The 21067-nt window shown below is 65.5% G+C and carries 21 protein-coding genes; 5 read left to right on the top strand and 16 right to left on the bottom strand.

The window, feature by feature from the left end; translation table 11 throughout:
* The first annotated feature begins 107 nt into the window (after positions 1–107).
* Positions 108–548, top strand: a complete 441-nt coding sequence (locus ACE103_RS15895; protein ID WP_375780186.1) for a hypothetical protein — start codon at positions 108–110, stop codon at positions 546–548.
* Positions 549–596: 48 nt separating this feature from the next.
* Here the strand turns inward: ACE103_RS15895 and ACE103_RS15890 are convergent, their stop codons facing one another.
* Entirely contained in the window at positions 597–1148 is a 552-nt protein-coding gene (locus ACE103_RS15890; RefSeq protein ID WP_375780185.1) for a DUF3617 domain-containing protein, read from the bottom strand.
* Between the two features lie 261 nt (positions 1149–1409).
* Entirely contained in the window at positions 1410–1970 is a 561-nt protein-coding gene (locus ACE103_RS15885; RefSeq protein WP_375780184.1) for a hypothetical protein, read from the bottom strand.
* Positions 1971–2272: 302 nt separating this feature from the next.
* Between ACE103_RS15885 and ACE103_RS15880 the strand changes: the two genes are divergently transcribed.
* Positions 2273–2650, top strand: coding sequence for a hypothetical protein (locus ACE103_RS15880; RefSeq protein ID WP_375780183.1), 378 nt, complete (start codon positions 2273–2275; stop codon positions 2648–2650).
* A 63-nt stretch (positions 2651–2713) separates the two neighbouring features.
* On the opposite strand, the gene ACE103_RS15875 is transcribed toward ACE103_RS15880, so the two are convergent.
* From ACE103_RS15875 to ACE103_RS15855, 5 genes are read right to left on the bottom strand one after another with little or no spacing between them, the layout of a single operon-like run.
* Complete coding sequence (locus ACE103_RS15875) at positions 2714–3037, bottom strand: hypothetical protein (RefSeq protein ID WP_375780182.1); 324 nt, start codon at positions 3035–3037, stop codon at positions 2714–2716.
* Between the two features lie 35 nt (positions 3038–3072).
* Positions 3073–3843 (bottom strand): SDR family NAD(P)-dependent oxidoreductase, encoded by a 771-nt coding sequence (locus ACE103_RS15870; protein ID WP_375780181.1) that lies wholly within the window; start codon positions 3841–3843, stop codon positions 3073–3075.
* 53 nt (positions 3844–3896) lie between these two features.
* On the bottom strand, positions 3897–4694 hold the full coding sequence (locus tag ACE103_RS15865; RefSeq protein ID WP_375780180.1) for an SDR family oxidoreductase: 798 nt from the start codon (positions 4692–4694) through the stop codon (positions 3897–3899).
* Complete coding sequence (locus ACE103_RS15860; RefSeq protein WP_375780179.1) at positions 4694–6082, bottom strand: transaminase; 1389 nt, start codon at positions 6080–6082, stop codon at positions 4694–4696. The genes ACE103_RS15865 and ACE103_RS15860 overlap by 1 nt, the downstream gene beginning before the upstream one ends.
* Entirely contained in the window at positions 6079–7563 is a 1485-nt protein-coding gene (locus ACE103_RS15855; protein ID WP_375780178.1) for an aldehyde dehydrogenase, read from the bottom strand. The genes ACE103_RS15860 and ACE103_RS15855 overlap by 4 nt, the downstream gene beginning before the upstream one ends.
* Before the next feature lie 218 nt (positions 7564–7781).
* Between ACE103_RS15855 and ACE103_RS15850 the strand changes: the two genes are divergently transcribed.
* The 3 genes from ACE103_RS15850 (at position 7782) to ACE103_RS15840 (ending at position 11124) form a co-directional block, all read left to right on the top strand.
* Complete coding sequence (locus ACE103_RS15850) at positions 7782–9044, top strand: Tm-1-like ATP-binding domain-containing protein (protein ID WP_375780177.1); 1263 nt, start codon at positions 7782–7784, stop codon at positions 9042–9044.
* Positions 9041–9706 carry an HAD family hydrolase gene (locus ACE103_RS15845; protein WP_375780176.1) on the top strand — a complete coding sequence of 222 codons (666 nt, stop codon included), beginning with the start codon at positions 9041–9043 and terminating at the stop codon, positions 9704–9706. Before ACE103_RS15850 ends, ACE103_RS15845 begins: the two co-directional genes overlap by 4 nt.
* Positions 9707–9771: 65 nt before the next feature.
* On the top strand, positions 9772–11124 hold the full coding sequence (locus ACE103_RS15840) for an aminotransferase class III-fold pyridoxal phosphate-dependent enzyme (protein WP_375780175.1): 1353 nt from the start codon (positions 9772–9774) through the stop codon (positions 11122–11124).
* Positions 11125–11249: 125 nt separating this feature from the next.
* Here the strand turns inward: ACE103_RS15840 and ACE103_RS15835 are convergent, their stop codons facing one another.
* From ACE103_RS15835 to ACE103_RS15795, 9 genes are all read right to left on the bottom strand, one after another.
* On the bottom strand, positions 11250–11525 hold the full coding sequence (locus tag ACE103_RS15835; protein WP_375780174.1) for a hypothetical protein: 276 nt from the start codon (positions 11523–11525) through the stop codon (positions 11250–11252).
* Positions 11526–11551: 26 nt separating this feature from the next.
* Complete coding sequence (locus tag ACE103_RS15830; RefSeq protein ID WP_375780173.1) at positions 11552–13564, bottom strand: tyramine oxidase; 2013 nt, start codon at positions 13562–13564, stop codon at positions 11552–11554.
* A gap of 65 nt (positions 13565–13629) precedes the next feature.
* Entirely contained in the window at positions 13630–14658 is a 1029-nt protein-coding gene (locus tag ACE103_RS15825; RefSeq protein WP_375780172.1) for a branched-chain amino acid ABC transporter permease, read from the bottom strand.
* A complete protein-coding gene (locus ACE103_RS15820) occupies positions 14655–15521 on the bottom strand; it encodes a branched-chain amino acid ABC transporter permease (RefSeq protein ID WP_097676476.1) in 867 nt (288 codons plus the stop codon). Before ACE103_RS15820 ends, ACE103_RS15825 begins: the two co-directional genes overlap by 4 nt.
* A 16-nt stretch (positions 15522–15537) precedes the next feature.
* Positions 15538–16236, bottom strand: coding sequence for an ABC transporter ATP-binding protein (locus ACE103_RS15815; RefSeq protein WP_375780171.1), 699 nt, complete (start codon positions 16234–16236; stop codon positions 15538–15540).
* Positions 16223–16954: an ABC transporter ATP-binding protein gene (locus tag ACE103_RS15810; protein ID WP_375780170.1), complete on the bottom strand. Its 732-nt coding sequence runs from the start codon at positions 16952–16954 to the stop codon at positions 16223–16225. The genes ACE103_RS15815 and ACE103_RS15810 overlap by 14 nt, the downstream gene beginning before the upstream one ends.
* 1 nt (position 16955) lies before the next feature.
* Positions 16956–18269: an ABC transporter substrate-binding protein gene (locus ACE103_RS15805; protein ID WP_375780169.1), complete on the bottom strand. Its 1314-nt coding sequence runs from the start codon at positions 18267–18269 to the stop codon at positions 16956–16958.
* 39 nt (positions 18270–18308) lie between these two features.
* Complete coding sequence (locus ACE103_RS15800; protein WP_375780168.1) at positions 18309–19397, bottom strand: CobW family GTP-binding protein; 1089 nt, start codon at positions 19395–19397, stop codon at positions 18309–18311.
* Positions 19397–21064 carry an amidohydrolase gene (locus ACE103_RS15795; RefSeq protein WP_375780167.1) on the bottom strand — a complete coding sequence of 556 codons (1668 nt, stop codon included), beginning with the start codon at positions 21062–21064 and terminating at the stop codon, positions 19397–19399. The genes ACE103_RS15800 and ACE103_RS15795 overlap by 1 nt, the downstream gene beginning before the upstream one ends.
* Positions 21065–21067 lie beyond the last annotated feature (3 nt).

Below are 21067 nucleotides of genomic sequence, written 5' to 3'. Positions count from 1 at the left end.
GATCGGACACGTCGGGCTGGAAGAACAACGGCTTAGGCGATTCGATTGGCCGACGAGCCGTATTTGCCCGGAGCCAGTCCATCCTTGGCGGCGATTTGGAGCGGGCGATGCGGTTGATTCTTCTTCAGGCGTGTGCCGCTGTCCTGATTTGGGGCTGCTTCGGTGCGGCCGCCGCCCAAGCGCCGACCCCGGTCCCGCAGGAGACCACGGTCGAACGCCAGGTTCGGGCGCTCGCCAACCGGGACACCCAGATCGGGCTCTATCTCAACGTCTTATCTGATTGCACGTCGGGGCCGCTGCCGACCATTCGCCTGGTCAGTCCGCCAACCGCCGGAAAGGTCGTGGTGAAGTCGGCGAAGGCGAAGGCCACCAATTACAAGGCCTGCCTGGCGCTCGAGGTGCCGGCCTATGTCGCCTTCTACAAGGCACCGGCGGAATTTCTCGGCGACGACACCCTGACCCTCGAGGTCAAGTATCAGGGCGGCCGAACCGAAATTCAGAAAATCACCGTCAAGGTCAGCGGCCCGGGCGGCCAGCAAAAGATCTGATGGTGGCGGCGGGCGACCCGGCGCCCTACCCGATCAGACCGACGCGCCTCAGAGCGGCTCGCCGTCGGCGGAGTCCTGATCCAGCACCTCACTCGGTGCAGCAGCCGACGGGCTGAGCGAAGCCCGATCCTCATGGCAATCGCTGATCCGGCGGGCAACCACCCGGTCGGTGCGCGGCGCCTGCCCGACATTGGTCTGGTTGACCTCGGTATAGGCCTCGTCGCTCAGCACGGTGATCACGGTGCTGACCGGCCCCAGATAGTCGCAGCGGTTGGAGAAGACGTACTTGTTGTTGACCTTCTCCGGCCTCGAGGAATGGCAATTGCCGACGGAAGCCGTCGAGAATGTCGCCTTCATCGCCTGCGTCGGGTCGACACAGCGCGTCATCTCGCGCTCGAGCAGCTTCTGGCGGACATTCGAGGAGGTGGCGATTTCCAGTGTCCGCGTGAAGCGCCACATTCCCTTCCGGAAGGTCGGCCCGTTGAATCCCTCGTCCGCTGCGGCGCCGTGGGCGGTGAGCAGCGACACGGAAAGCGCGGTCACGACGCCAAGCGCGCATGCGAAGACCGTCGACGGCACGAAGCGCTCACGCGATGTCATTTGCTGAGTCCCTGTCGGCCGCACGATGCGGATCGCGTGATTTCACTTGAAGTCCGCCCAACCTCACATCATTCAGGAGCATGTCCCGTTAAGGCCCAGTAAATGCTTGCTCTTTGCTCGACATTCGAGGGAGCATCGGTACCAAACACAGTGAATGCCGGGTTGCGTTCGGCCCGAAGGAAGCTCGGGCCGAAGGATCGTCCTGCCGATATTGTTGTGGATAGAGGCCCGCCGGGCCCACAGCCGCCGGCTGATCGCGAACTAGTTCTGCAGAGTAGCCGCAGCGGACTTTTCAGGCTTGGCTACCGACCCATCGTCGCAGTCGCCAATCCTCGTCGCGACCACCATGTCGGTCCTCGGATGCTCTCCGGTGCTGACCTCATTCAACTCGGTATAGGCCTCGTCGCTGCGCACCGTGATGACGGTGCTGACCGTCCCCATGTAGTCGCAGCGGTGCCCGAAGGTATATTGATTGCCGACCTTTTCCGGCTTGTCCGAGACGCAGGCTCCGATCGGCGCCGACGAGAAGGTCGCCTTCATGGCGTGGGTCGGGTCGACGCAGCGCGTCGTCTCCGCGTTGACCACCCGGTACTTGAAGTTCTTGTTCGCGGTCCTGACCACATCGAGCGTTCGCACGAAGCGCCACAGGCCCTTGCGGAAGCTCGGACCGGAAAAGGCCTGATCGTCTTGGGCGGGCTGAGCCGCCGGTGCTCGACCGTTCGCCGGCTGGGGAGATGGCGTCTGCGCATAGGCGATCAGGGACGACACCGAAACGATCATCAAGGACAGCAGCGAGCCTGCAATGGCACCACGGAAGTTCATTCCCACCCCCATGTTCGGCCGAACCCGTTCGTGACGCGGTCCGGTAGGTCGTTGCAGACGTCCCCGCAAATCGACTCAGTCCTCACACCTCCTGCAGGCCAATTGTGGCCAGTAAAGGTGCGTTAACGCTGTCGGACAGCACCGAGCCGAATTCAGAATCACTGCAGCAAACTTGCAACACCTGACGCACGACTCCTGCGGTACAGGGCCGGACACGTTTGACCTTGGGGGCTTTTTTTGCTCACTTGGCGCAAGTTATTTTTGCTCAATTTACTTAGCCTATCGCTGGACGAGGGGGCCTGATGCGTATTCGGTTTGGCTATGCGGTCGCAGGAATCTTGGCATTGGGTGCAACCATGCTCGGCAATTCCCGGCCGGTTGAGGCCGCGGACCTCGGCCTGATCACGAAGGCACCGGTCGGCACCTGCGGCGAGATCGTCTTCACCTGCGAGAACGGCCGCAACTATCCGCTGTGCCCACGCGCCGTGTCGATCGAAGGCGAAGTGGTGACGGCCTCGCTGCTCACCGGCCATCATGGCGGCATCCATGTCCGCCACGTTCCGATGGGCGTCGGCTATCGCTATGCCGGTCGCGGCGTCTGGCTGGATGGCTTCCGGGAAAATGCGCTGCTCAATTTCGGCAAGGGCCGTCAGGTGGCCTGCACCATCGCGCATTCATAAGAACGCGCTCCGCACCGCTACGATTGGCGGGACGCGGAGCTCATCACGCGGCCGCGCTGCTCCTCACCCTTTGGTGCGGAGCACGACGCGCGATGACCGCGAAAACATGTAAGCCTTCGGATGGATGTAGGCCGGACAGCGGTCCTGGTATTGGTACAACTGCCAATTCCACTTCCAGCAGCCCGATTCGATCTGCGGCTCGACCACATAGTCCAGCCGGTACGGCGGATCTCCGAACGGGTAAATGTCGCCAGCGCGCGCTGCCGTCGACGAGACAACGACAATTGCAGCGGCCGCGGCCATGATCACGGAAAATGATTTTTGCATAACGTCCTCGGTCGAATGACGTAACGGAGCAAGACTGCCAAATCCGCCGGTCCTTATCAAGGTGCCGCCGCTCCTCTGCAGGCGATCCAGCGAATCTAGATCGCGCGATTCTGTGTCGGCGAGCGGCCGCCGCCGTCGGCGACCAGCACCGCTCCCGTCACGAACGACGCCTCGTCGGAGGCCAGGAACAGGCAACATGCGGCGATCTCGGCGGGCTCGGCCATCCGCCCGAGCGCGATCCGCCGTTCGACGCCGCGAAACTCGGCATCGGCGGTGGTGCCGTTCGTCTCCGCGAGCAATTGCATTTCAGCAGCGCTCATCGGCGTTCGCACCCAGCCGGGCGCCACCGCGTTGGCGCGGATGCCGTCGCCGCCATGCGCGTAGGCCAGCGAGCGCGTATAGGCGACCACGGCCGCCTTGCTGGCGGCGTAGCTAGCGCTGTCGGGGCTCGCATTGAACGCGGCAACGGACGCGATGTTGACGATCGCGCCTCCGCGCTGCCGCAGCAGCGGCAGGGCTGCGCGACAGACCCGCATGGTGCCGGTGAGATTGACATCGAGTGTCTTGGTCCAGACCTCGTCCGAAACACTCAACGGCTGATCCGGTACGATCAGGCCGGCCGCATTGACGACGATGTCGAGCCACACCCCGCAGGCGGCAATGGCGCTCGCGATGTCAGCCGGCCGGGTGACGTCGCCAGCAATCGCCTGCCCTCCGCACTCCGTCGCCGCGCGCGCGAGCTCGTCCTCGCCGAGGCCGAACAGCACGACGCGCGCGCCGCTTTGCGCCAGCAGCAGCGCGGTGGCCCGGCCGATCCCCGTCGCGGCGCCCGTGACCAGCGCGGTCTTTCCTGCAAGCCGCGACATCAGAGCATGATCCGGAAAAGTGGACACCGGTTTTCCGAAAAGATCATGCTCATCTAAAGCCCCCACTGCCGTTCGACGGCAAATCCGGTTTCCGGCAGCGTCGAGCCGCCGTCGACGACGATGGTCTGTCCGGTGACGTATTTGGCTTCGGTGGACGCGAGATAGAGCATCGCGCAGGCGATGTCGTCGGCACTGCCCATGTGCCCCATCGGAATGAAGCGCTCGAGCTTCGCCTTGTTCTCCGGCGCGCTCATGGTGCCACGGCCGGGCTTCTCGATGAAGCCGGCTTCGACGCCGTTGACCGTGATGCCGTCGCGCGCGAGCTCGAAGGCGGCGCCGCGGATGAACGCGTTGACGCCGGCCTTCGCCGCCGCGTAATGCGCGCCACCGCCCATCGCGACCCGCGCCGAGACCGAGGATGTCACCAGAATGCGTCCTAAGCCGACAGCGCGCATATGCGGAATTGCGGCCTGCGCGAGCCAGATGCTGGCGTTGAGATTCAGCCCCAGCGTCTCGTCGAGCTTTGCTTCATCGAGCTCGTCAAGCGAGGCCCACGGACAACCACCGGCATTGTGCACGACGATATCGAGCCGGCCGTATCTGGTCGCGACGTCGTCAACCATCGCCCGCAAGCTGCTACGGTCCAGCTTGTCGAACGGGACGCAATGCGCGGTCCGCCCATCGGCCGCCAGTTCGCGCGCCAGCGCCCCGGCCACGTCAAGCGTCCGGTTTGCGATCACCACGGTTGCGCCCGCCTGCGCGAGGCGCTTGACAATGGCCGCACCGATCCCCCTGCCCCCGCCGGTGACGATGGCGACCCGGCCGTCGAGATTGAACGGAGGCGCCTGCATCAGATTGCTCCCGCGCCGCGCAGCAGATCGATGAACTGCGCGAGCACCGTCGTGTGCTTGTCGATGTCCCGCCCTGACGTCGCCGGACACATCAGCAGCATGGTGTGGAACGGCGTCACCAGGATGCCCTCGTTCATGTAGAACGCATGCAGCAAGGTCTCGAGATCCGGTTGCCGGCCGGCGATGACGTCGGCGCCGCTACGCGGCGGGCGTGGCATGAACATGATCTCGGCACGCGCGCCGATCTGCGTGACGTGCCAGGGCAGACCGGCCGCTTCGATCAGCCGGCGGGCTTCCTGCGCGAGCCAGGTCGCGGTTCCGATCATCCGTTCGTAATTCGCTGATGTCAGGACCTTCTCCAGTACCGCGCGCATGGTGGCGACCGTCAGCGCGTTGCCGGCGAGCGTACCGCCGAAGCCGAGATGCGCGGACTGCCGTTTGCGCGGATTGACGTGCGGAACGAGCTTCCAGAGCCGCTCGGCGATCTCCTCGCTGAGACCGAACACGCCGGCGGGGATGCCACCCGCGATCGCCTTGCCGGCGACGAAGATGTCGGGATCGAGCCCGTGGCTCTCCGTGTAGCCGCCCGGTCCGCAGGACAGCGTATGCGTCTCGTCGATGATGAGCACGGTGCCGGCGCGGCGGGTCAGGTCGCGCAACGCCTGGTGAAAGCCAGGGTCGACCGGGATCATGCCGAAATTCGTCATCAAGGGCTCGGTCAGCACGCAGGCGACATCGCCATGCGCCAGCGCTGCCTCGAGTGCTGCGACGTCGTTGAACTCGACCACCCGGCTCACGTCGTCATGATCGATGCCGTTGGGATGGATCATGTTGCGCAGGCCGACGCGGCCGTCGCGGATCTCGACATGCGCCTCCTCGACGCCGCCATGGTAGCAGCCGGAGAACACCAGCACCTTGCGCCGGCCGGTGATCATGCGCGAGATGCGGATCGCGGCGCGGTTGGCGTCGGTCGCCGACGTAGTCAGCGTCCAGTATTTCGGACCGAAGCGGCGCGACAGCTCGGCGCCGACCCAGAGACTGTCCTCCGTCGGCAGCATCATGGTCGCGCCGCGCTTGAGCTGATGCAGCGCGGCCTCCGTCACCGCCTCCGGCGCGTGCCCGCACATGCCGCCGGTGTCGCCGAGGCAGAAATCGATATAGTCGCGGCCGTCGATATCCCTGATATGCGCGCCCAGCGCTTCCTCAACATAAACGGGGAAGCCGCCGGCCCAGCGCCGCATCCAATGCGACGGGCCGCCGTAAAGGTAGTGCTGCCGGCCTTGCTGCCAGGCCGCCGCCGATCGCGGATGCAGCGCCCGGAAACGTTCCTGCTCGGTATCGAGCAAGCGGTTCAGAACGCCTGCGCGCTCGGTAGTTGCTGATGTCATAGCGCGATCCAGGCGGTCTTGAGGTCGGTATAGGCGTCCAGCGCGTGGAGCGACTTGTCGCGTCCGAAGCCGGATTGCTTGAAGCCGCCGAGCGGTACCGTGATATCGGCGCCGCCATAGGCATTGACGTGCACGACGCCGGCCCTGATGGAGCGCACCATGCGATGCGCCGTCGACAGGCTTCCGGTCCACACCGCCGACGCAAGTCCATAGGGTGTCGCATTGGCGAGCGCTGTGGCCTCTTCCTCGCTGTCGAACCGCGTGACTGATAGCACCGGACCGAACACCTCCTCGCGCCAGACCTCCATCGACGGCGTCACTTCGGTGAGGATCGCGGGGGCCATGAAGTTGCCGCCGCTCTCGACGCGGATCTGCTCGCCGCCGGTCAGCCGCTTCGCGCCCTGCGCTTCCGCGCGGGCAACCGCGTCCAGATTCTTGCGCAACTGAGCCTTGCTCGAAATGGCGCCGATATCCGACGTCAGATCGAGGGGATCGCCGACCCTGAGCTTTCCGGTCGCGTCGAGCAGCGCATCCATGAAGCGGTCATAGATCGCGGACTGCACCAGCAGCCGCGAGCCGGCGACACAGACCTGGCCCGAGTTCCGAAAGATGCCGTTTGCGGAGACCTTGGCCGCATGTTTGATGTCGGGCACATCGGCAAACACGATATTGGGCGACTTGCCGCCAAGCTCGAGGTGAACCCGCTTCAGGTTCGACCGCGCCGAGCATTCCAGCAGCCGCCGGCCGACCGCGCCCGAGCCGGTGAAGGCCAGCACATCGACATCCATATGCAGCGCGAGCGCCTCGCCGGCCGATGCGCCGCGACCGGTGACGACGTTGAGCACGCCGTCGGGCAGACCCGCTTCGCTCGCAAGCTCGGCGAGCCGCAGCAGCGTCAGCGAGGCCAGCTCCGGCGGCTTGACCACGACGGAGTTTCCGGCAGCGAGCGCGGGACCGATCTTCCACGCCCCGATCATCAGCGGGAAATTCCACGGCACGATGACGCCGACGACGCCGAGCGGCTCGCGATGCACGAGCCCGAGCACGTCACCTGAGGTCGGCGCGATCTCGCCATACACCTTGTCGATCGCCTCGGCGTAGTACCTGACGGTGCCAGCCGCCGACAGCGGCTCGGCCTTGTAGGCCATGCTGATTTCGGTGCCGTTGTCGCGCACACCGAGCACCGCGATCTCAAGCGCGTGCTGCTCGATCAGATCGGCGAACCGCAGCAGCACCTTCTTGCGCTGCGCCGGTGCCGCGCGCGACCAGCTTCCCTGCTCGAAGGCCTGCCGTGCCCGCTTCACCGCAACGTCGACATCGGCCGCATCACCGTCTGCAATGGTCGTCAGCAGCGTGCCGTCGATCGGCGACACCACATCGAGCCGTGCCTCGCCAAATGCCGGCGTCGGCCGGCCGCCGATGAAGAGCTGCTGGGCCGGAATTGCGGCCGAACGTAACAGATCGATCTGGGCTTGCTGCATGCGTGATCATTGTGACGGTGACAAAAGCGGCTCCCGGCCGGAGACCGCTGGCATGGTGCAATCCTCGCCAAATCAAGGCTTTGGCAGCAATCAACCGATAGGTGGATGTTGCCGCGGCCAGCGCCCTCATAGCGTGATCGCACGATGGCCGAACGCCCTGCCCGCTGGGTGCAAACCAACTCGTCCACATCCCTCACGCCGCCGGCGAGCCGAAGGTCATGCCCGAGATCACGCAGCCCCGCATTCTTCTGATCGGCACCGGAGACACCAAGGCCGACGAACTGCTGTTCATGAGCGCGTGCATCGCCCGCGCCGGCGGCACGACGATCATGATGGACATCAGCGTACTCGGCGATCCGCCGTATCAACCCGCTCACGACAAGCACGCGGTGGCGGCGGCTGCAGAGACCACGATCGCGGCGATAGCATCCAGCGGCGACGAAAATTCCGCGATGTCGCTGATGGCCGTTGGCGCGGCAAATCTGGCGCGCGAGCTTGCGGCGCGCGATGCGATCGACGGCGTGATCGCGATCGGCGGCACCATGGGCACCGACCTTGCGCTCGACGTCGCACAGGCGCTGCCGCTCGGCCTGCCGAAGCTGATCGTCTCGACCGTCGCCTTCTCGCATCTGATCCCACCCGAGCGCGTCGCCGCCGATCTGATGATGATCCTGTGGGCCGGCGGCCTCTATGGCCTCAACGGCACCTGCACCGCCGTGCTGTCGCAAGCCTGCGGCGCGATCGTCGGCGCCGCGAAAAGCGCCATCAAGCCGAGCCGGGATCGGCCGGTGGTTGCGATCACCTCGCTCGGCAAGAGCTGCCTGCGCTACATGGTGGAGCTCAAGCCGCAGCTCGAGCAGCGCGGCTACGAGGTGGTGGTCTTTCACACCACAGGCATGGGTGGCCGTGCCATGGAGTCGATCGCGGCCCAGGGCGGCTTCGCCGCGGTGCTGGATCTTAGTCTACAGGAGGTCGCCAATCAGCTCACCGGCTCCGTGGTCAATTCAGGTGCCGACCGGCTGGAGAATGCGGGTAGGGCCGGCATTCCGCAGATCGTCGCCCCCGGGGCCGTCGACATGGTCGACTTCCCGGCATGGCTTGGAGTTCCGAGCGAGCTGTCGGATCGGCCGTTCCACGCACACAACCGCTTGCTCGCGTCGGCGACATCGGGAGCCGCCGATCGCCGCCGGATCGCCCACGCGATTGCGGAGAAGCTGGCCGGCGCCAGTGCGCCGGTCGCCTTTGTGCTACCGGCCGGCGGCATCCAGCAATGGGACCGCGAAGGCGAAGCCCTGCACGATCCGGACGCCCTCACCGCCTTCGTCGACGCGATGCGGTCGGCGGTCCGGCCACCGGTCGAGCTGCACGAGATCAAGGACCACATCAACAGCGCGACGTTCAACGAAACGGTGCTCGGCATCTTCGACCGTTGGGTCGCGGCCGGTATCATCCGCCCCGGCCGCGCGACGGTTGCCGCATGACGAGGCCACTCGCAAAGGCGCTGGTGCTCGACTTCGGCGGTGTCATCTCGAAAACCCTGTTCGAGACCCACGATTTGACCGAGCATGCGCTCGGGCTCGCGCCATGCACGCTGAAATGGCTCGGACCATTCGCTCCCGATAGCGATCCACTCTGGGCTGCGATGCAACGTGGCGAGATTTCCGAACGCGACTACTGGCTGACGCGCAGCCGCGAGGTCGGGCGCATGGTCGGCGAGGACTGGCGCGACATGGAAACCTTCGTGAAGCGCGCGCGCGGCGCCGATCCCGACACCGTGATCCGCCCCGAGGCGGCGCGCGCGATCACCCTTGCCGCCGACGCCGGGTTCCGGCTTGCCATTCTCTCGAACGAGCTCGACCTGTTCTACGGTGCGGATTTCCGCAGCCGTCTTTCGATCCTCAAGCGGTTCGAGGCCATCGTCGACGCGACCCATACCGGGATCCTGAAACCGGACCGGCGCGCCTATCAAAGCGTGCTGGACGAACTGGCGCTGGAGGCAGAAGATTGCATCTTCGTCGACGACCAGCGCCGCAACATCACGGGCGCCGCCGCGTGCAACATGCGCACGGTGCTGTTCGACGTGCGCAATCCAGCGGCGTCCTACAGCGAGGCGCTGCGGCATTTCGGGTTGCAATTCGATTAAAGCGTTTTCGAGCGAAGTGAGTACCGGTTCGCACGGAGAAAGCGCGTTAACGACAGAGAGCGATCATGCGCGACAGAAACTTCCTGGTTGAGAACAACGCCAAGCCGATCTGGCACCCGATGGCCCATCCTGCCGAGATGCGGGCGCAGCCGCCGCGGATCGTGATGAAGGGCGAAGGCGTCCACGTCACCGACATCGACGGCAAGACCGTGATCGATGCGGTCGGCGGCTTGTGGAACGTCAACCTCGGCTATAGCTGCGATCCGATCAAGCAGGCGATCTCAGATCAGCTCAGCGCGCTGCCCTATTATTCCGGCTTCCGCGGCACCTCGAGCGGCCCCTCGATCGAGCTCGCCTACGAGCTCACCGAATGGTTCAAGCCGGAAGGCATGGTTCGCGCCTTCTTCACGTCAGGCGGATCGGACTCGGTCGAGACCGCGCTGCGGCTGGCGCGGCAATACTGGAAGATCAAGGGACAAGCCGACCGCACCAAGTTCCTGGCGCTGAAAAAGGGTTATCACGGCACCCATTTCGGCGGCGCGTCGGTCAACGGCAACGCCAATTTCCGCCGCAACTATGAACCGATGCTGCCCGGCGTATTCCATATCCCGGCGCCGTCGACCTATCGCAATCCCTTCAACGAAACCGATCCCGCCAAACTCGCGCAGCTTTGCGCGGCGGCGATGGAAGAGGAGATCGCATTCCAGGGCGCAGACACCATCGCAGCCTTCATCATGGAACCGGTGTTGGGGGCCGGCGGCGTCATCGTGCCGCCGGACAGCTTCATGAAGTTCATGCGCGAGATCTGCGATCGCCATGGCATCCTGATGATCGCGGACGAGGTCGTTACCGGCTTCGGACGCACCGGCGCGTGGTCCGGCTCGCGGCTGTGGGGCGTGAAGCCTGACATGATGACGATGGCCAAGGCGATCACCTCGGGCTATTTCCCGCTTGGTGCGACGCTGATCGGCGAGCAGGTCGCGGAAGCCTTCGAGGCTGACACCACCAATTTCGGCTCGATCGGCCATGGCTATACGTATTCGGGCCATCCGGTCGGCTGCGCCGCGGGTATTGCGGCGCTCGCCGAGACCCGCCGCCTCAAGCTCGACGAGAATGCCGCCGCGCGCGGCAAGGACCTTGCGCAGGCGTTGGCCGCGCTCAAGGCGAAACATCCGCTGGTTGGCGACGTCAGGGGCAAGGGCCTGATGGCCGCGCTCGAGCTGGTCGCCGATCGCGACAGCAAGAAGCCCGCCGACAAGAAGACCATGGCGAAGGTGGCAGATAGCGCCTACGAGGCCGGCGTGATGCTGCGCGTCTCCGGCAACAACCTCATCCTGTCCCCGCCCCTGATCCTCACCGCGCTGGATGTGAAGGCGATCGCCGAAGGGATCGACGCCGGCCTCTCAGCGGCCGGCTGACGTGCTATTGGGCTTCCCTCGTCATTGCGAGGAGCGATAGCGACGAAGCAATCCATATCTCCACAAGCGGCGGGATGGATTGCTTCGCTTCGCTCGCAATGACGGGGAAGGACTACACGCAGAAGTCATCGCGCGCTGACGCAAGCGATAGCGCGCTCGAACAGCGCGCCATCCGCCTTGTCGCGGTCGAGGCAATCGGCGAGCGATGCCGCCGACATCCTCTGATCGGTGCAGAAGATCCGCATGAAGTCGGCCGCGAGCGCGACCTTGCGCGGCGCGGATTGGCGCTGCCAGTCGCCGCTGCTCAGATAGAGCAAGGACGCATCGTCAGCGCCGCTTTCGGCCGCCGCGCCGTGCGCGGCCGGCTGCACCGCCAAGAACGCCAGCAGCGCGCCGGCCATCGCCCCGATGCGATGCGCGCGGCCCCTCATTTGGTGTCCTTGGCATTCACCATCGGCGGCACGTCGAGCGCGGGATTGCGATCGAAGAAGTTGAATGGGCGCAGCCGGAAGCCATGCCACAGGCCCGGCATGACCGGCCAATCCTCGGCGCGCGGCACGTGGCGGAAGCCGACCGTGTACCACAGCACGAGGTCGCGATCCTCGATCGGCCGCTTTGCGGCGGTCCATTTCGGCAAGCCATCGACCTCAGGATTCTCGTTTGGATACATTCCCGCGGCGTATCTCTCGTCCTTGGCGTAGGCCGAGGTCCATAGCGTGTAGGCGCTGAAGCCGGCGCGCAGCTGGATCGGATCGTCCTTGGCGAGCAGCGAGACGTCGGAGTGGCCGGGCATCAGCTGATAGCTGGTGCGATAGCCCTGCTTGTTGGTCTTGCCCGTACTTTCGATCCTGAACTGCGCCGCGCTCAGCGGCGTCGTGATCGGCCCTTCGGTCGCGACCGGCCTGGTGTCGACCTGCCAGAGGCTCTTGCGCTGGCCTTCGTCCAGCCGGCGGACGCTGAAGCGGTCCTCGACCAGCCGGTTCGAGGTGCCGTCGACGTCCATGTCGATCCGGAACGTCATGTAGTGATCGTGATTGACCGCCAGCAGCCGCTCGTCGACCAGCGTCCCGTAGGCCGTATCCTGCGCGGCCGTCGAGTCGCTCAGTGTCCGGCTGGCGACGCCCTTGGTCGCATCGATGCCGTAGGCGCCGAGCCGCACGTCGATATTGCCGGCGCGGTCGAACACGTAGTCCACCAGATAATCGTAATTGCCGACCACCGGCGCCATCCGCACCACCAGCTCATTGTTCGGTCGCACCTCGGCGGTGTTGTTGATCAGCTCGCTGTGGCGCCAGATCGGATCCCCGGTCGGGCGCTCGAAGATGCAGACCGCACCCTTGGAGACGACAGGCATGCCCTTGGTGTCCGAGATCGTCAGATCGAGATAATGCGCGCCTTCGGGGCAATCGATGCCGCGCTGCAATTCGCTGGAGAGCACGCCGAAGCCGTATTCGCCGATATCCATATAGGCGCGGAACGACCAGGTCGGCGAAGGATCCATATAGGGCACGAACATCTCGCTCGCCGAGATCTGGTACGCGATGTCGCGGGACGTGCCGTGATCGTCGTAGCGGATCAGCGACAGCACCGCGCCGACGCGCGGCTCGAGCCGGACATGGAACGACCAGTTGTCCCAACGGACTTGGCCGCCCTCCACCTTCACATTGCTGCCCTCGGGCGCGGTGATCTCGATCGGCTTCGGCGGCTTGCGGTATTTTCCGGAGTCGGCGTAGGCATGCGAGGGCGTCTGCGCCGGCGGCGGCACCACGCCGAGATCGGTCACCGACAGCACCGTTTTGCTCTTGAGATCGACCTGGGCAACCAGGTTCTCGATCGGCTTGCCCCAGATATTGTTGGCTGCGCCCGTGGTGTCGACACAGGGAACGTTGAGCAGGCGGCGGCCTTTCAGGGCCGGATCGCTCACTGGACCGACCGTCAGCGGCAGGCACAGCACATTGTGGAAATCGGTGATGCCGCGCTTGGCCATTGCGGCGATCCAGCGCGGGTCCTGCTTCGGCAGATCGCCGGCCGACATCAGCTCGTCGATGGTCAGCGCGGCCTCGTGATCCCTGACCTCGTCCCAGCCGCGCAGGCTGCGCGCGGCGAGGTCGATATGCGCTTCGTAGAGATGCCCGCCACTCAGCAGCGTCACGTTCGCGCGTCGCGTGAACGGCTGTCCGGGCTTCCACGCCCGCACCTCGTCCTTGGGATCCTCGTCGACCGTCATGGAGACGACCCGCGTCGCATCGTCGAACTTGCCGGCGCCGCGGAGGATTTCGGAGACCGAACGGATTTCGTCCGTCGTCAGCCCGTCCATCGGGTGCATCGCGGCCGCCTGCGGCCACATCCTGCGCTCGGCCTGCGCCGGCAGCGTCGCTGCCATCGTCACCGCAACCAGGCCGGCCAATGCCCATCCGCCATGCCGCAAAACTAGAGCCATCACGCCCTCCACTCAAAGCCAGAACGGTCAGAATACAAGCAAAGGTGACGGCGTGAAGGCCTGCCTCACCCGGTAACCCGTTCCGACGCGCCTGGCAGGATGGCGGCCGCGGCCGGCCGCGGCGCGGCACGGTGGACGTCGAGCAGCCGTACGCCGAGACGGTCGCGCAACGCCGGCCAGATGCCGCGCGGCGCCACGATCATCACGACGACCGCAATGATGCCGAGCCCAACCAGATACCAGCCGCCGGACAGGCCGAGCGGTCCGGTCATCACTTCGCGCAGGCCGAAGAAGATGATGACGCCGAGGATCGGGCCCTCCAGCGTCCCGATACCGCCGATGATCACGATGAACATCATGTAGACGGACCAATTGACGTCGAACGCCGCGAGCGGCGCGATGAACAGATTGCCCATGAAACTCAGCGCACCCGCAAGCCCGCATCCCGCCGCCGACAGCACGAAGGCGATGAAGCGGTTGTGCCGGACGTCGACGCCGACGCTCATCGCGGCAAGATCATTGTCGCGCACGCTCATCAGCCCGAGCCCGAAGCTCGAGGTCATCATCTTGTACAGGGCCGCGATGGTGACGAGCGTCAGGCCACCGGCGAGCCAGAACATGGTCGGTTCGAACCAGTCGAAATCGATCAGCTTGCTGGTGGCGAGCGGCACGCCCGAGGTGCCGCCGACAGCCTGCGATTTCATCGTGAAGGCGCCGATGATCTCGGCGAACACCCACATCGCGATCGAGAAATAGGCGTCGCGCAAGCGAAACAACGGAAAGGCGATGATCGCCGCGACGGCCGCGGCCACCAGCGGCGCCACCGGCAGCACCCAGATCGGGGTCACCTCGAGCCAGCCGGAGGTCAGGAACAGCGCATAGGCGCCGAAGGCGATGAAGACCTGATGGCCGAGCGACACCAGCCCGGCGTAGCCCGCCAGCAGGTTCCACATCTGCGCCATCGTCAGCAGCAGCAGGCATTCGGTCGCGAGCCGCAGGATGCCCTCATTCAGCACGAAGGGTGCGCCGGCGATGACGGCGACCAGCACGATGGCACAGGCGAGGAGAATTGTCCGTGTCGGCATCTGCGTCATACCCTGCTCGACACGAGACCCGATGGGCGGATCAACAGCATGATAAAGAACAGGAGATGCGCGTAGAGCAGCCCCGCGTTCGGATCGATCTTCAGACCGATCAATTGCGCCATGCCGAGCGCGATGCCGCCGAGCAGCGCGCCCCAGAACGAGCCGAGCCCGCCGAGCACCACGACCTCGAAGGCGATCAAGAGCCGCTCGGCGCCCGAGAACGGCGTGAAGCTCGACCGCACCGCAAGCAGCACGCCGCCGATCGCGCCGAGCGCCAGCGACAGGCCCATGACATAATTATAGACCCGGTCCGGCTTGACCCCGGACAGCCGCACGATGTCGCGGCGGTCGGCGGTGGCGCGCACGATCCGTCCGAACTCGGTGTGGCGCAGCACGAGTTGCAGCGCCATGAACAGCAGCGCGGCAAGCACCAGGGTCAGCAGCGGCATGATGCCGATGTTGAGGCCGGCGATTTCCAGGCTGGCGCGCGACAGTTCACCGACCTGCAGGCTACGCACGTCGGCGCCGAAGATCTCGACCATGACGTTGCGCAGGATCACCGAGACGCCGAAGGTCAGTAGCAGCGGCGACAGCGGATCGGGCGACGTCACGACCCGGTTGACGATGGCGGCCTGGTAGAGCCAGCCAACCGCAAAGGACAGTGCGATCACCGGGATCAGCATCAGCAGCGGCGACACCTGCGGAAACAGGTTGGAAAGCAGCACGGCGCAGAACGCGCTCAGCACCATGAACTCGCCATGCGCGATGTTGACGACGCGCATCACGCCGAACACCAAAGCGAGCCCGATGCCGAGCAGGCCATAGAGTCCGCCCAGCAGGGCTCCGTTGATCAATGTCTCAACCCAGATCATGTCGTGCCAATCCTGGCTAGTTACCGAAATAGGCGTGGGTCAGCTGCTCCGGCTGCAATCCTTGCGCCGGACCGGTCAGCGACACACGCCCCTTCAACAGGCAATAAATTCGTTCAGAGGTCGCGAGCGCGCGCTTGACGTCCTGCTCGACCAGCACGACGGCGGTGCCCTCGCGGCGAATGTCGGCAAAGGAGCGATAGATCTGCTCGACCACGACAGGCGCGAGCCCGAGCGAAATCTCGTCGCACAGCAGCAGCCGCGGGTTCGACATCAGCGCGCGACCGATCGCCGCCATCTGCTGCTGGCCGCCGGAGAGCTGGCCCGGAAACATCCGCCGCCGCTCATCCAGGATCGGGAACAGGTCGAACACCCGCCGCAGCGTCCAGCTGCCCTTGCGACGGTTGACGCTGCCCATCAGCAGGTTCTCCTCGATGGTCAGCGAATCGAACAGCAGCCGGCCCTCGGGCACCATGATGAGGCCGAGCCGCGACACTTCTTCGGCCGGCATCTGCGAGATGTCGATGCCGTCGAAATGTACCGTACCGCGCCGCTCCTCATTGAGCCCGACCAGCGCCTTCAGGAACGTCGATTTGCCGGCGCCGTTGGCGCCGACCAGCGCCACCGCCTCGCCGTCGGCGACGGTGAAATTCATGTCGAACACGGCCTGGAGATCGCCGTAGAAGATCTGCAGGCCGTTCACATCAAGCAACGCCATCGGCCTTCAATCCCATGTAGATCTCGCGCACCACGGCGCTATCCATCACCTCGGCCGGCGGCCCTTCCAGCACCTTGCGGCCGAAATCGAGCACCAGGATCCGATCCGAGACCGCGCGCAGCGCGTGCGGAATGTGCTCGATCCAGATCATGGCGTGATCTGCCTTCACCGACTTGATGATGGCAACGAGGCGCTCGACCTCGGGCTCGGTCAGCCCCGCGGCGATCTCGTCGAGCAGGATCAGTTTTGGCTTCGAGGCCAGCGCCTTGGCGAATTCCAGCCGCTTGCGGTCGATCAGCGGCAAGGCGCCCGCGAGTTTGTCCGCTTTGGCGTCGAGCCCGGTCCGCTGCAGCACCTCCATCGTCCAGTCGGACGCCGCGTCGCCATAGAGGCCCGCACCGTAGGACGCTGCCACCAGCGCGTTCTCGTAGACCGACAGATGCGGAAACGGTTGCGGGATCTGGAACGCGCGACCGAGCCCCATCCGTGCCCGGCGATGCGGCGGCAGGCTTGATATCTCCCTGTCGTCGAGCATGATCGAACCGCCGTCGGCCGTGAGCAGGCCGACGATCAGGTTCAACAGCGAGCTCTTGCCGGCACCGTTCGGGCCGATCACGCCAAGGCATTCGCCGCGCGCCAGCTCGAAACTGACGTTGTCGGCGACCACGATCTCGCCGAAACGCTTCGACAGCCCGCTGACGCGCAGAAGCGGTGCCATCTCAGGCCAGCTTGGAGAGCAGCTGGAGATCGGCCTGCTTCGGGATGAACGGCGCCGTCCCGTTGTGCACGATGAGCAGCTCGTATTTCGCCTTGCCGCCCTTGGTCTTGCGCCATTGCCCGCCCGACAGCGACGTGACCGCGACGTTCTTGATCGGGCTGTCCTTGAACTTCACCCGGCCGACGACCGTCTCCATGTCGAGACCGGCGATCGCATCGCGCAGCGAGTTCTTGTCCTTGGGATCGCTGTTCTGCAACGCCGCGAGCCCGACCTCCCACAGCGCATGGGCGTAGCCGATCGGCTGGGTCCATTGCTTGCCGGTGGTCTTCTCCCACTCCGCGGCAAGCTCGGCGGCGCTCTGCCCGGTCAGCGAGGACTTGAACGGATAGGCCGGCGTCCACCACACCTCGGTCGACATGCCGTCGCCGCGATCGCCGAGCGCGTTCACCGCGGCCGGGAACAGGAAGGCTGCCGCCACGGTGCAGATCTGCGGCTTGAAGCCGGCCTGCGCCGCCTGGTTCCACAGCGTCACCCAGTGATTGCTGAAGGTGAAGCCGGAGACGATGTCGACGCCGTTGTTCTTGAACGAGGCGATCTGGTTGGTGAAATCGTCGGTCGCGATCTGGAACTTGCCGGCCGAGAATTCCTGATAGCCGGCGCCCGAGATGCCAGCCGGCAGGCCGAGCTTCGGATCGGAGAACGCCTGGCCCGGCGGATTGTCGATATAAAGTGTGCCGACCTTCTTATTGGTCTCGACCGACTGCCACATGCCGAGGAAATTCCTCGCGACGTCGTCGGCGCCCCAGAAGAAGTGATAGCTGTAGGGGAAGCCCTTGTCCGGCGTCGACTTGCGCGGGAACATCCAGCCCTGCCACGGCACCTGGGTCGAGATGGTGGGAATGCCGCGGGCGTCGGCGAGTTCCTGCACCGGCGGCTGGGCGTCACCGTCCTCGATCAGGATCAGGTCGCACTTTTCACGGAGCACCAGTTCACTTGCGATCACCGACGAGCGGTTCGGGTCGGATTGATTGTCCTTGAATACCAGCTCGACCTGATAGGTCTTGCCGCCGATCTTCAGGCCATCCTTCAGCCGCGCTTTGATGCGCTCGTGGATCCAGGGATCGGGCTCGGCGAACTGCGCGCGGACGCCGGAGAGGCATCCAACCCAGCCTATCTTGATGGTGTTGCCGGCGGCCCGCGCGACGTTGACCAGCGGCACGTTCATCGCCGATGCGAGGCCGGTGGCACCGGCCGCTTTCAGCAGCGTGCGCCGGTCGAGCCGGCCGGACGATGTCGTCTTTGAATTCTCAGTCATGTCCCTCTCCCCTCAATAAATGTTTGAAGCAAGTCTCGCCTACGCCGCCGACCGCTGGATCGCCGTGCGGCTCACCGCGGCAAATTTGCACAATGTGTTTTCGATGATCTGGCGCGAAATGCCGCGCACGATGAAGACCAGCCGCGAGCGCCGGTCCGCCGACGGCCAGCCCTGCAACGTGATCGGCGGATGGAACACGTGCTGGACGCCATGCACCACGACCGGCGCATCGGGCTGTTCGGCGACATGCACGATCGCTTTGAAGCGCAGCAGGTCCTCGCCCTTGAGCGCCGCGACATAATCGAGCCAGCGCGCAAACGCATCGCGCTGGATCGGCTCGTCGATGATCAGGCTGTAGGAGGATACACCGGCATCGTGCGCACGATGGCTGTGATGCCCGCAATCTGCGCCGTCGCAATCATGATCGGCGTGATGATGCGGCGCGTTCGCCGCCTGCGATGCCAGATCGAACCAGCGCACTACGTCGGCCGAGCGGGCCGACGGATCGAACAGTCCGGCATCGAGAACCCTCGCCGGATCGACCATCCCGTTCCGTACATGCGCGCGCGTCGCGACCGGATTGATTGCAGCGAGCCGCGCCTCGAGCCGCGCCAGCGCATCATCAGGGGCAAGGTCAGTCTTGGTCACCAGCAGCCGGTCGGCGACCGTGATCTGCCTGACGGCTTCACTGTGCGCCTCGAGCGTATGTGCACCATTGACGGAATCGACGGTCGCGACCACGCCGTCGATCCGGTAACGGCTGACGACATCGGGCGCCGTCATCAGCGTGTGCAGCACCGGCACCGGATCGGCGAGCCCGGTGGTCTCGACCAGCACGCGGTGGAACGGCGGGATCGCCCCGGTGGCGCGGCGGGCGGCGAGATCGGCCAGCGTCTCGATCAGATCCTCGCGCACCGAGCAGCAGATGCAGCCATTGTCGAGCAGCGCGAGGCGGTCCTCGCTGCTCTCGACCAGCAGATGATCCAGCGCCACCTCACCGAACTCGTTGATGATGGCGACGACGCCATTGAGCTCCGGCTGGCGCAGCAGATGGTTCAGCACCGTGGTCTTGCCGCTGCCGAGGAAACCGGTCAGCACCGTGACCGGGATCTGATCCGCCGTGTCCATCACGCGCCCCGCTGGTAGACCTTGCGGCCCTCGAAGAAGGTCATCTCGACCCGCGTGTCGGCAAGCTGGTCCGGCGGGATGTCGAAGATCATCTGGTCGAGCACGATCAGGTCGGCCGACTTGCCCACCTCGATCGAGCCGATCGATTGGCCGAGACCGGCCGCGCGCGCGGCGTCGATGGTGTAGATGTCGATCACGGTGGCGAGATCAAGCGCCTGCTCCGCCCACAGCGACTTGCCGGGAAAATCCCCGGTTGGATTTTGCCGGGTCACCATGCCTTCGATGCCCTGCCAGGGATCCGGGATCGGGATCACCGGCCAGTCCGAGCCGCCCGCCATCAGCGCGCCGGCCGCTTTCAGGTCCTTGTTCGGCCAGAAGCGCTGCGCGCGCTCCTCGCCCATCGCGGCCTTGTGCGCCTCAAGGAAGACGGTCGGATACCAGATGATCGGCGACAGATCGGCTGCGACGCCGAGCTCGGCGAAGCGCTTGATGTCGTCGGGCGCGATGTAGCTCGCATGCGCGATCTGGTGGACCAGATGGGTCGCCCCGTTGAAGCTGCGCACGACATCGATCGCGTCCAGCGCCTGCGTCACCGCGGCATCGCCCGCGCAGTGGATCTTCGCCGCGAGGCCGAGCTTCTCGCAGCGCCCGAGCCAGCGGATCAGATCGGGCACGGTCAGCATGGTCGATCCGCGGAAGCAGCAGCCGCGCACGGGATCGGCCAGATAAGGCTCGTGGAACGCCGCGGTCTTGGCGCCAGGCACACCGTCGAGGAACACCTTCACATAATCCGGCATCACATGCGCACCGCGATAGTGCTCGCGCAGCGCAAACAGCTCCTCGCCGGCCTTGCCGAACATGAAGCCCGGCTCGACCACCGGCATCGCGCAGACCGCCCAGGCGGTCAGCTCGCCGCGATCGTCGAGCCCCTTCAGCGCCGCCATGATCGGCTGCATGCTGGCGGCGTCGATGAAGGCGGTGACGCCATACGTGTTGAGCACCGAGATCGAGCGCGCCACCGCCGCGCGGTCCATCTCGGCTGTGTAGTGACCGGAGGCCGCGAGCGCCCGCTCGACCAGGCCGGAGGCGGCCTCGATCATGATCCCGGTGAGCGTCCCGGTCTTGAGGTCGCGGCCGATCTCGCCATCGGTCGGATCGGGGGTGTCGGCCTGCACGCCGGCCAGCCGCAGCGCAGCCGAGCTAGCCCAGCGATTGTGATAGGTGTCGTCGCGCAGCACGACGGGATGCCCGAGGCACGCCGCGTCTAGCAGCGCGCACGACTCCGTGGTGTTCATCTCGTTCAGGAGATTGTTGCCGAACTGCCCGCCGACGATCCAGGCGCCGGGTGCAGCCGCGGACGCCGCCTTGTGCAGGGTCTCGGCGATCCTGGGCACACTGTCGGCGTTGGAGAAGCGCAGCTCGTAGAGATCGGCCTGCCCGCCCATCATGATGTGATTGTGGATGTCGACGATCCCCGGCATCGCCATGCGTCCGCCGAGATCGACGGTCTTGGTCCCCTCGCCGATCAGCGCGGCGACGTCGCGCTCGTCACCGACGGCGACGAACCGGCCCGCCTTGACCGCCGCGCATGTGGCCCACGGCAACTCCCGGTTCGACGTGTAGATCCGGCCGTTGCGGAAGACCGTGTCGGCGAATGTCCTGTTCATACG

Source organism: Bradyrhizobium sp. ma5 (assembly GCF_042258955.1).
GTDB lineage: Bacteria > Pseudomonadota > Alphaproteobacteria > Rhizobiales > Xanthobacteraceae > Bradyrhizobium.
The sequence above is the reverse complement of the archived record's forward strand: the minus strand, read 5'-3'. Positions and strand labels throughout refer to the sequence as shown.